At 38.0% G+C, this 12,081-nt stretch carries 12 protein-coding genes and 1 pseudogene; all 13 read left to right on the plus strand.

Features of this window, described 5'->3' with window-relative positions; genetic code table 11:
• The first annotated feature begins 5 nt into the window (after positions 1-5).
• Entirely contained in the window at positions 6-1,109 is a 1,104-nt protein-coding gene (locus tag M1L52_RS05940; RefSeq protein ID WP_248614017.1) for a hypothetical protein, read from the plus strand.
• Positions 1,087-2,427 carry a radical SAM/SPASM domain-containing protein gene (locus tag M1L52_RS05945; protein ID WP_248614018.1) on the plus strand — a complete coding sequence of 447 codons (1,341 nt, stop codon included), beginning with the start codon at positions 1,087-1,089 and terminating at the stop codon, positions 2,425-2,427. Before M1L52_RS05940 ends, M1L52_RS05945 begins: the two co-directional genes overlap by 23 nt.
• Positions 2,428-2,742: 315 nt before the next feature.
• Positions 2,743-3,552: a hypothetical protein gene (locus tag M1L52_RS05950; RefSeq protein ID WP_248614019.1), complete on the plus strand. Its 810-nt coding sequence runs from the start codon at positions 2,743-2,745 to the stop codon at positions 3,550-3,552.
• A gap of 30 nt (positions 3,553-3,582) precedes the next feature.
• Positions 3,583-5,085: an ATP-binding protein gene (locus tag M1L52_RS05955; RefSeq protein WP_248614020.1), complete on the plus strand. Its 1,503-nt coding sequence runs from the start codon at positions 3,583-3,585 to the stop codon at positions 5,083-5,085.
• Positions 5,086-5,143: 58 nt separating this feature from the next.
• Positions 5,144-5,881 carry a hypothetical protein gene (locus M1L52_RS05960; protein ID WP_248614021.1) on the plus strand — a complete coding sequence of 246 codons (738 nt, stop codon included), beginning with the start codon at positions 5,144-5,146 and terminating at the stop codon, positions 5,879-5,881.
• 33 nt (positions 5,882-5,914) lie between these two features.
• Positions 5,915-7,390 (plus strand): hypothetical protein, encoded by a 1,476-nt coding sequence (locus M1L52_RS05965; protein WP_248614022.1) that lies wholly within the window; start codon positions 5,915-5,917, stop codon positions 7,388-7,390.
• 192 nt (positions 7,391-7,582) lie between these two features.
• A complete protein-coding gene (locus M1L52_RS05970) occupies positions 7,583-8,389 on the plus strand; it encodes an ADP-ribosylglycohydrolase family protein (RefSeq protein ID WP_248614023.1) in 807 nt (268 codons plus the stop codon).
• 191 nt (positions 8,390-8,580) lie between these two features.
• Positions 8,581-9,411, plus strand: a complete 831-nt coding sequence (locus M1L52_RS05975) for an Abi family protein (RefSeq protein ID WP_248614581.1) — start codon at positions 8,581-8,583, stop codon at positions 9,409-9,411.
• 278 nt (positions 9,412-9,689) lie between these two features.
• Positions 9,690-9,872, plus strand: a pseudogene (locus M1L52_RS05980) (recombinase); the annotation flags it as partial.
• A gap of 51 nt (positions 9,873-9,923) precedes the next feature.
• Positions 9,924-10,844 (plus strand): virulence RhuM family protein, encoded by a 921-nt coding sequence (locus M1L52_RS05985; RefSeq protein WP_410896768.1) that lies wholly within the window; start codon positions 9,924-9,926, stop codon positions 10,842-10,844.
• A gap of 291 nt (positions 10,845-11,135) precedes the next feature.
• Positions 11,136-11,438 carry a PH domain-containing protein gene (locus M1L52_RS05990; RefSeq protein WP_248614024.1) on the plus strand — a complete coding sequence of 101 codons (303 nt, stop codon included), beginning with the start codon at positions 11,136-11,138 and terminating at the stop codon, positions 11,436-11,438.
• A gap of 14 nt (positions 11,439-11,452) precedes the next feature.
• A complete protein-coding gene (locus M1L52_RS16525; RefSeq protein ID WP_410896776.1) occupies positions 11,453-11,650 on the plus strand; it encodes a PH domain-containing protein in 198 nt (65 codons plus the stop codon).
• Positions 11,647-11,988 carry a helix-turn-helix domain-containing protein gene (locus M1L52_RS05995; RefSeq protein ID WP_248614025.1) on the plus strand — a complete coding sequence of 114 codons (342 nt, stop codon included), beginning with the start codon at positions 11,647-11,649 and terminating at the stop codon, positions 11,986-11,988. Before M1L52_RS16525 ends, M1L52_RS05995 begins: the two co-directional genes overlap by 4 nt.
• Positions 11,989-12,081: the final 93 nt, after the last annotated feature.

A 12,081-nucleotide genomic window follows, 5' to 3' on the forward strand; every position in this document is an offset into this window, starting at 1 on the left:
CAATTATGGAACCTCATTTTTCAAGAATCTCATGTTGGATTTTTAATCGCCCCGTGCCTCCTATGCCCATTGATGCCATTGTCTACTACGAGAGTAGTTGGGATATTCAAACTAATGAGTACATCAAGGAGAATCAAAAGAAAATCAATGCTGCATTAAGCACCTATCCTAGTGGATATTGCCGTTTTCAATTGTTTTATGTTCCTCAGCCCAAGTTGCAGACGTTCGAATCTGAGGAAGAGGCTCAAAAAGAATTGGAGCGTAAAGCTGCAATGTATCATGAAGCCACATCACCTTTCGAAGGTGTCATCTCTTGTGCTCTGTTACAAGATAGCGGGCACGAAGAATACACTAGCCAGAGGATTATGACCTTCAATATTGAAGATTGTACCCCACAAGCAATCTTGACTGCGATTCGCTATATGGCGAAATTGGCAGATGACTTTAAAGATGAGGTTACAGAGAGGTCAGGTTCTATTCCCGCCATATATCGTCAAATGTGGCAAGTGGATCTGGCCGTTGAGTGCAAAGAATTCTATGAAACCAATGAAAAATGGTTATCAGGAAAATATGAGATGTTCTTCACGGAACCAATACTCAAATATGACGAGGATTCTCATCGTTTGTGGTTTATTGACAAAAATGGTAATTTGGAAGAGGAATTCGTTCCACACAGTCTGCAGGCTCAGGCTTTTTATATCTTGGTATGGAACCATAGAGAAGGTGTAAAAGATAGAGATTTATGTAGTGCTCCCAATGACGAACAGGCACAAGCTCGTGAAAAGCTATTAAAAGAAGAATTAGTAAGGTATTACAAGATACTTAGCCCTAATAAAGATACTCAACTGTTAGAGCCACATTATTATGAAGATAAAGTAGAGGCATTTTGTTCGCCTCTTTGTAATCGTGATTCGGTAAGATCAAAGATAAAGAAGGCCTTCATTAATCACGAGACAAAACGCGTTCATGAATTATATGCAAAAAAAGTTGCCTCTTATTATGCTTTTGACGGAAAAGAGGGAATCATTAAGGTCGCAAATCGAAATACAATAATACTTCCAGACTGTCTGAAAGAAACACTATTACATGAAGAAAATACAGATAATTAATCCGAACATCTCATTATCTGGATATAAATTATCCTATTATAATTATTTCCAGACTTACGACACGGGGAGGACGGTCGTATATAATACCTTGTATAAAAGCCTCTTGGTCTTCGAAGAAAAGGAAATGAAGACCATAGAGAATGGGCAAATGTCGGACATTTGTAAAAAGGAATTAATAGACAATCACATTCTAGTGCCCGCAAATTTGGATGAACTAACATGTTATGAAGAAGCATATCTGAAAGCAAATTCACAATCTGAAGTATTGTCATTGACAATAATACCGACTTTGTCGTGTAACTGTGCATGTCCATACTGCTTTGAACGGAAGTCCAAAGTAAAGATGTCTCGTCAAACAGAGATAGATATCTTAAAATGGATAGGGAAACAGTTGCCGAATTATAAGGCATTATCCGTTGATTGGTTTGGGGGGGAGCCCTTGCTGTATCAAGACATTATAAAGCGGATGTCTGAGCAGATGATTACCAAGTGTAAGGAACTTGGAGTAAAATATGCAGCTTCAATCACAACAAACGGAGTCTTAATGAATAGTCCTAAGGTGATAGAATTGTTACAGCAATGTGAAATCTACAATGTTCAAATCACCTTTGATGGTGACAAGAAAGCACATGACGCACAGAAATTCCTTCGTAGTGGTAGGGGAACCTATGATCAGTTGCTGGAAAATGTTTCTCTATTCTGCGATTCCAATCCACAATCTCTGCTTCGCATAAGAGTTAATGTGTCAGACAACAACTATCATACAATAGACTCTCTACTAAATGATTTATGGCCATACCGGAACTATATTTCAGTGTTCTTCCGTTGGGTCTATGCAAATGGAGCAAGTAACTGGCAGAACTATTCACAAAAGGAAAAAGGTGAGAATCCATACAAGGGTATATATCAGCTTCAAATGAAAGCAATTGAGAAAGGATTCATGGTAGATGACCAGTATGACAAGCACCAATTCAGATTCTCACATTGCGAAGCTGATTCCCAAGGTTATTACAACATTGACCCATTGGGAAATATATACATGTGCGTACACGAATACGCCCCTCAATATGCAGTGGGAAATGTAATCGATGGTATTCTTGATGAGAAAAAAGTAGAATATGAGAATTACCGCAAAACGAGTATACTAAACGACTCGGAATGTAGAACATGCAAAGTCCTTCCAATGTGCAATGGAGGCTGTAGACGCTATCGGATCAATCATGGTAAACATCTATGTATTGATGAAAAACAAAGCATGGATTTCTATATTGACATGCTATATCATAAATCATCATTATCTATAACTCAAATTTTTTAATTATGCAGGTATTACAAAAATCTAATTTACAGATGACACCAGTGAATAATGGTTTTGCTTTGATTGCAGAATCTAACTGGTCGACAACATCGGCACTTAATGACCGTTATGTTTGTCAATGCTCAGCAGAATAAGTTAAAGCAGAGTTAAAAGAAACAGGCTTGGGAGATAATCTCAAGCCTGCTTTGTTTCTTCAACCTTGAAAACTAACTATTTCAAGGTTGCAGGAGAGTAAGCTATAAAAGAAATCATCATATATTTGCACCGGAAATTATACAATAATCCGAACAGTGTTTAATTAAAAGATTTACAAAAATGGAAACGCAAGACAAAACCTCCTCAGAGGTACAGGAGAATGAATTTGAGCAAGTTCATGAAACAGAGCAAGAAAATTCAGAGAAAGGAGCACAAGATTGGTTTGACATTGTAAAAGATGCAACCTTCGGCTTCTTTTATGCAGTGGGAGGTCTTCTCCTCGTTATTTTATTTCTCTATTGTGCATATTACTGGATGACAATGGGATATGACCGCTGGTTAAGTACAGAGGGCCTGATTGAAGTCGGCGAACGTGGTTATTATTATGATCCAGAAAACGACTGTTTTGTTAAGCCTATGCCCAATCGTCGAATATTAGAAGGATGCTTGACTCTCGAATGTGAAGATGGTGATACTATAGGAATTGTGAAAGTACATAGAGGCAAATATCGTTATGTAAATTTGAATACTCTCACATTTATTAATGAGCATTCATATGAGCATGCTGGACAGTTTAGATGTGGTATTGCAATGGCCATATCTAATGATACAATATATCATGTGTCTGCTAATGGAAGGATAATCTCATCTGAACCCTCAACATGGATCTATGGCTCAGTGGAGAATATTACCTATTTTCAAGAAGAGACGGATAGTGACGGAGACACTTTCACTGAAGAAGTATCTACAGATTTGTTAAAGTATGAAGATGTGAATGGAAATTACGGATTGATGTCTTCCGACTTCGTGAGATTGACTCCCGCCCTTTATTCTGATATTACGGCTAAATCAAAAGAGGTGTTCTTCTGTGAATATATAGATTCAAGAATGGGGTGTCTAATTGACAAGAACGGGAATTTTATAAAGTAAGTCAGTTTAAATTTAATGGAGGGAAAGGTTATGGTACGCTTAAGTCAACTTTTAAAGGAATTTCCTTATTTGCCCAAAGAGCATTCACTACAGTTTTTGGGGCAAATAGCACAGCTCTGTTTAAAGGAAACAGAAGAAGAAAATATGCTATTAGAAGGTATTTCTCCTAACAGGATATCTATTAACGACAATTGGTATAGCGGAATAACAGATGTAAATATAGAAAGTTCTGATACACAATCTACATCGTATGCATACTATCCAATCGAATACCTTGAGGGAGAAAAGTGGAATACCGCATGCTCATCTTATGCAATATTTGCTATTACCTACAGACTTATGACAGGAGAATTACCATACATAGGAAGAGTTCCTGAAGAACTGCTCACTTCTAAAGAAGGCTTGAATTATATTATTAATAAGCTTAAGGAAAGAAAAAATCTAGATATTGAAAAAATACATCCAGCTTTTCAGGGCTTTTTCGAAAAAGGATTAGCATTAGACCAAAATGTCCGTTATCAGGCGATTGGAGATACTGCGGAGGAATATGAAAAACTTACAGATACTTTTTGTGAGGGACATCAGGAAGAAGAAACACAGGACTCTTTAGACGATTTAAACGATTTTATTCCAGATTTTAATGGACTTTTTCCTCAAAATAATACAGTAGAGTTTAGACTAGATGTTCATACTGCGGAAGAAGGTGGACTAGATGATATTGTTGGCTTGGATGAGCAGAAAAAATATTTTCGTGAGCATTTTCTTGCTATTGTTCAGAATCCAGAAAAAGCCCGGAGATATAATCTCTTTATTCCGAATGGTTGTTTGTTTTATGGGCCTCCTGGATGTGGAAAAACTTACTGTGCAAAAATGTGCGCTGCAGAGGCAAAATTAAATCACGCTATAGTTAATGCACCAGATCTCGCTTCTACTTTGGTTCATGGAAGTCAAAGCTTGATACGCCAAATGTTTGAGCAAGCGGAATATTATGCTCCTATCGTATTGATCCTTGATGAGATCGAAACAATGGTCCCAAACCGTAACGATAGAGATAACACGAAAGTAGCAGAAGAAACAAATGCATTTCTGTCGGAATTGAATGATTGCGGCCGTCGTGGAATCTTTGTAATTGGAACTACCAATAGGCCTCATATGATGGATAGTGCCATTTTGCGCAGTGGACGGTTCGACAAAAGAATTTATTTTCCTTTGCCAGACGAGCAAACTAGAGCTGAGATTTTTAAGAAATATCTTAAAGATAGACCTTTAGAAGAACCTGTTGACTATGCCAAATTAAGTAAACTAACCTCTGCTGGATACATTTCATCAGATATAAAACAAATTTGTGATGAGGTTGCATGCCGCGCATTTTGCGAAGACTCAATTATTACCCAGGAACTTATAGAACAGACTATAAAGGAGGAAGGACCATCAGTAAACCCAAAAGAATTAAGACTATATGAAGAAAGTCGAAAATATATGGAACCAGCCTCAAGACAAACTCAATACATGAATCATATAGGCTTTAGATAGTTTTTATGAGATCATTAAACAAAAGTGGAAAATTAGTAAACATTAAAAAACAACAATTATGAAAAAGTATCTACTGATAACAAAGGTTATGATGTTTATAACTATAATACATAGTTGTAATTCACCATTAAAAGAGTCACATGATGTCATTCAGGATGACAAACATTACAATATCTGTTTGGTTCTTGATGGTACAGACCGCCTAACGGAAGAAAATTGTGTACCAAAACTCTCTGCGGATGAAATATTGAGCTTCGCAAGAGCAATTTCTGAAAATGGAAAGGGCTTCCTTTATGTAACTTATATTGACAAAGATTGTGACAACAATCACATAGCTGCTTTTGAGTGGATGGAAGATAAGCCCATTACTCATGGTGAAAAACCTGGTTACATGAAGATGGTCGACTATAAAAAACAGGAAAAAGCAGATATTGACAAAAAAGAAGCTTATGATTGTCGTTTGATGGATGCTCTTGGAGATTTTTCGTCTGAGTGTATGACTATTGTCGAATCCGCATACTCCGATGCTGTTGCATTACAAAAGAATGGATCAGATGTTACAGGAGCCATCAATCAAGCAAACAAATTACTGAGAGCCAGTACACAAGAGGGAATAAAATCATACATAATCCTTATATCCGATGGTTGCGATAATGTTAGCAAAGAGCTGGACAAGTTAGATACTAACACTGAACTGATTATTGTAAACTCAAACACTGCAAAACATCATTATCAAGAATATGTGTCTAAGGAGTACGTCACTCTAAAACAAGTATATAATTACATTTTCAGTTAAGAACAATTCTCACTATTTTAAACAATAAATGCTATGAATGCTACAGTTTATACCCTGTCACGCAGGAAAAGTATTGAGGAATATGATGCAATTCTCAATAAACGCAAAGAACAACAGGCCCAAAATGAGGCCATTGAAGAGGAACGAAGAAATAGAGATAATAATAAAATGAAAACAGAATCTCAGAAGAACATAAATGCGTTATGCAATGAAGTGCAAAAATTATATATGATGATGATCAAAGATGGTCAGGAATTGCAACGTAGCCAAATTAAGTTAGAAAAAGAGTTACCTCAAAAAATGAAAGAGGCAGAACTTTTTTATGCTACAGCAGATGAAATATATCCATATAAAAAGATGGACGAATCAATATCACGTAAAATGAAGCTTCGCCGCTTTGCATATTATCTGTTACCAGTTTTAGACTGCTTTTTTGCGTATCTTGCTCTATTTCCGATAGTTACGTCAAAAATAGTAAATCTGTCTCCTGCGCTTTCTGGTACAGCTGAAATAATAGGCGTGTTTTTTTCAATCGCAGTAGGTCTTGGTGTTAGTCTTATAAGCCGTTTAGGCGTTTCTTCTCTAGAAGAAAATGACAGCTGGGATATTTCGAAATTGATAAAAATTGTAGCCATCATAGGCTCCGTGTTTGCACTACCTTCGATGTATATAATAAGTGAAGTTGCTTTCAATGGCGGCGAACAGTGGGCTTTTTCAGGCACTTTTGCTTTTATATCATTTACGATTCAATTGCTAATTGTTTCGGGGTACAAACGGCAAATAGAAGCAATGTCTTATTTCCATGAAAGAAAAGAGAACGAATCCATCAGTGGTATCAAAGAGACAGATGAGAATGCACTTCGTAAAGAAATTGACACAATCAAAAACAGTACACAGGACATCATTTCTTCTTTTACACAAAAGTATGTTAGCTTTACAGAGAAATTCATAAAATTAGCTGAAGCAAGTGATGAACATATTCAAAGGTTTGGAAAAGCTGCAAAACTATATCTTAGTCAAATGATAATTTACTTTGGAGACCTTGTGTGTTTCAACCAGGGTGTAATTCCCCTCTTAAATCATGAAAGAGGATCTGTATCGATAATCCCTTTTACAGACTTTCCTCGTATATATGGATGTAGAGCAGCTTTGGCATTGAATGATTATAAGAAACTAGACTACATTATGCAGAAGGCTCAAACAGGTATATCTCTTTCGGAAACAATTCGTGAAATAGAATCTTATCGTAGTGAGGTAAATACATCTATTATCGACGAAAACAACATGACAAATTCTTATCAACAGGTCGATGCATTGGATGTTGATGACGATGAAGAAAAGTATGTTGCCAATACAGATTATGAACAACCATATTATAATGATGAAGATGATGATGATTGCTATGAAGAAGATAATAATCAAAACGATTATAACGAAACTTCCTCTGAAAACAGTATATATAACTCAATTGTCAAATTTGTAAATAAAATGTTTGAGGAAGAAGATTAAGCATAATCATTACGTTAAAGATTAGGTGGTATGGAGAAAGTTCTATATCTTTGCATAGTACTTTGCTTTTACGCTATGCAATTACACGCAGAACATAATCAGTGCGAAAAATTCGTACAGGAATAAAGAGGCATCAATATGGATTGCTGCATTGGCTATGATGATTAATTAAAGTAAAAAATTATAATTATTATGCTTGGAGCTGTATTTGGAGATATCGTAGGTAGTACTTATGAATGGAATAATGTAAAAACGAAAGATTTTCGATTGGAGAAGTCTGGAACTCGTTATACGGATGATAGTGTGATGACACTGGCGGTAGCAAAGTGGCTTCTCGAAGACTCATCACATTCCGAGAAGTATTTAGTTCAGTGTATGCAGGAACTGGGTAAAAATGACCTCGGTGCTGGTTACGGCGAGAGATTCAGGGAATGGCTGTTGTCTAAGAGCCCTCAACCGTACAATAGTTGGGGCAATGGATCTGCCATGCGCGTTAGTCCGGTAGCACTATATGCTAGTACTTTAGAGGACGCTTTGGAACTGGCAAGGATTACGGCAAGTGTCACCCATAACCACCCTGAGGGCGTAAAAGGTGCATTAGCTGTAGCTGAATGTGTGTTTATCCGGCGAGAGGCAGCAGACTTGGAAACTGCAAAACGTGAGATTCAGCGCACAATTCCTATGAAGTATGGTTACAACTTGGGTAGAACATTGGACGAAATACGTCCCAGCTATTCATTTGATGTCAGTTGCCAAGGAAGTGTGCCAGAAGCTATTATTGCCTTCCTCGAAAGCACATCGTTGGAGGATTGTGTTCGTAATGCTATCTCCATCGGAGGTGACTCCGACACCATTGCCGCCATTGCATGCTCAATCTATGCGGCCAAGACTACATCTGAAGATGAAGAATTGATGAATCGCTTTGAATATTATCTTCCGCAGGATCTCATGCAAATCATGGAGAGGTTTGAGAAACAAGTCGGGAAATGTCGTTTTTGATGCTCGAAATGCACTTTAAACTATAAAAGTTTGGATAATTGGAAATAAATGTCTACCTTTGCAACAACAGTTCCCGCCACGCCTCTTAACAATGCGTACCACGGCGGGACTTCGTCATTTTTATAGTTATGAGATACAGCAAACAGCCCATAGACATACCAGACCAGTTGGCTTTACTGAAGCAGCGTGGGATGATTGTCAATAACGAAAATGCCGCTCTTAGACAATTAGAGTCTATCAGCTATTTCCGTTTGGCAAACTATTGGAAAGTTTTTGAAACTGATGATGTTACACACCGACTTGTTCCTGGAACTCAACTCGAAGATGTAATTTCGTTATACGCATTTGACAAAGAACTTCGTTCCATCATTTTTACAGCCATACAAGATATAGAAGTCGCACTTCGGACAAGAATTATACACTTTTTTTCTTTGGCTCATGGGGCATTCTGGTTTATGGATGCAACTAAGTTTAATAACTATAGTATCTATCAGACTTGTCTTGACAACATTCAGGTAGAATTGGATCGCTCAAAAGAAGAGTTCCTGCAAGAGCATTTTATCAAATACGACACTCCGTCTATGCCACCAGTATGGAAAACTTTGGAAGTTGTATCGTTTGGTACGCTCTCTAAGTTGTATGGTAACATGAAGGATGTGGAGGTAAAGAAGATGGTTGCCAAGAGTTTCGGACTTCCCCAATACCGTTATATGGAAAGTTGGATGCGTAGTATCACCGTACTTAGAAACTGTTGTGCTCATCATGCTCGTACATGGAATCGCCGTTACCCTGCAATGCCACAAATGCCGCAAAGACTTCCCCTTAATTGGGTAGATGTGCAGTATGTCCGTCCAATGAAACTATATGCCCAACTATGTACGCTATTATATTTGGAGCAAAGCATCACACCCAATAGTCAAATCAAAGAGAAGTTGTTGAGACTTATCGATGCTTATCCAAGTGTAAGTCTAAAGCAGATGGGCTTTCCAAGAGACTGGAGACAGCAACCACTTTGGCTGTGATAATGGTATTACCTAGCCTTTTACGGACTTTTTAGTCCAAATAAAACGCTCAATAAATGAAGCGGTTAGTACAACTGCTTGGTTTTCAACAACGTCGCTACATATCAACGAGGATGAGTATTAATAGGCTCTGGGCCTAAACTGCTAAGCACCAGCGAGATAAACAAGAACTGTTTGTCTCGCTGGTGCTTTATGGTCTAAAATAGTCCGATTTGTTTGCCTAAATTGCAAAAATAACATCAAAGATATAGTTTGTTTGTCTAAAAGTTAGTACTTTTGCGAGGCATTCTTTTGCGGTTTTAGCCTTGAACAAAGGACTGTCAATGTCTGTTGTTAGCCGCCTATTAGGTCATAGCAGTACTGATATAACGGAGAAGGTGTATGCGCACTTCCTGCCGGAAACCCTTTCTTATGAATTGAACAAGTTGAGTGGCGATTTGACGAAATTGGAACTTTTCTGACCCAATATCAGAAATAATGTGTAATTTTGCATGCTCAAAACGATTGATAAGATGGCAAACGAAATAGTACCTGTTAATGAAATGCAAGGCGAGGTAATCTTTTATCAGCCAGATAGCACCATGCGCCTTGAAGTTAGGTTGGAGGACGAAACTGTTTGGTTAACTCAGCAGCAGATGGTTGACCTATTTCAATCAAGTAAGGCTAACGTGAGTGAGCATATTAGAAATATATATGACCAAGGGGAACTTGAACAGAAAGCAACCGTTCGGAATTTCCGAACAGTTCGAAAAGAAGGTAATAGAATGGTCAATAGAACGTTGACCTATTACAATTTGGACGCGATTATATCTGTGGGCTTTCGTGTCAATACCAAAAGGGGTATCATGTTTCGTCAGTGGGCTAATAGAACTCTGAAAGAATACTTGCTCCGAGGATATGCCTTCCACCAACAGATGGTAGCCATGCAGCGTCAGATAGATGTACGTATGGAGGAACAGAATGAACGCCTTTCTGCTGTAGAGTCCCATCTTCAGGAGCATGACCAGAAATTTGACATGATTGTTAAGACACCAGGATTGCCGAATGAAGGAGTGTTCTTTGACGGTCAGGTTTTCGATGCTTTTAAATTGGTGATGCAACTCGTAAAGCGTGCAGAGCATAGAATCATCCTTATTGATAACTACATCAACGAGGAAATTTTGACGATGCTTGACCAGCGAGCACATGGGGTTACGGCATGTATCTATACTGCGAGGATTGACGCTGCAATGCAATTGGCTATTCAGCGTCATGATGCGCAATATGATCCAATCCCTGTTAATGTGTTCCGAATGAGCCATGACAGATGGCTGATAATTGATGATAAGGTCTATCATTTTGGTGCATCGCTCAAAGATTTGGGGAAGAAATGGTTTGGCGTTTCTTTGTATCAGGACATAACCCCAGAAGAATTGTTGTCCAAAATTAGTTGAGCATGCTACAAATTACTTTTTAGCATTAGGGTTGTCGGGCTTATTGTTTGCAATCGCTTACTTCTTTAAGAAGTATCAGCGTGGAATCTTATGGGCTGCTGCTTTGATATTATTTATAGGAACGTCTTTGATGCTTGGACTCGGACTAATAAAGATTGTAGAGAATGGAGAAGCAAATCACTTAGCGTATTATCAGCAAAACTGATAAATCTTATCAGCAAAACTGATAGGGATATTGAGAATTGACTAGTAACTTTGCAACCGATTTATAAACATCTAAACATAATAGGTATGAAAACAATTTATGAATGTTCGCAAAGTAAATCGGTGAAGTGGATTACCGCCATTTTCATCTTGGCGATGGTTCTCGGTGTATTAACCGAAATGTACTATGTCTCTAAGGGAATAAACGTCACAGGTGCAATTATCGTATCTACAGTTTTAATTGCTGCTTGTCTCTCGTGTTTCCTCATCTTCCCTATGTATATCATTGCTGATGATGAGGGGATAGGTATTCGTACTCTTCTCAGAACTATACGAATCCCTTACGAAAACATAGACCATATAGAGCGAGTGAGGATAAACCACTATTAGGTGCTACCAATACCATCCGCTTGTTGGGCGTGGGAGGCGTATTTGGATATATTGGGTGGTTCCGTACAAAAGGAATTGGCACATATCGCTCTTATGTAACAAATGCAAAGAAGTCATTCCTTATTTATCGCACAAAGGGTATGCCTATAGCAATCAGTGTAAACGAACCGGATGAGTTTATGCCCTATTATCTGAAAGGAGGCGCAAAATGAATATGCTATATGATTTCTCTTCCGCACTTTTGCAAGCCCGGCAGCGAAAAGGTGTAACACAAGAACAGATTGCTTTTTCCCTTGACATATCGCAGGCTACATACAACGCCTGGGAGTGTGGACATCGCCTTTGTCCTTACAAGCATATCGTTGCACTCATCAGTTATTTTGATGACGAACAGTTTACCCGCAGCATGCTTCGAATTCTCCTGTCTTTACAGCATAATATGGCAGGACTGAATAAGAAGACAACAGCAGAGTTGAATACATACTACATGAAACTTATTGCTGTTCTTGCGGATGAATGTGCCGAATGGTTAAAGACATTGGATAAATAGATAGACAAATCCCAAATTATTGGAATAAAGACGGCATCATCATGAAATGATTGTAGATAAATATGTGCATAATTTGTTTGTCCAGCCACCCAA

The organism is Prevotella sp. E13-27, assembly GCF_023217965.1.
GTDB lineage: Bacteria > Bacteroidota > Bacteroidia > Bacteroidales > Bacteroidaceae > Prevotella.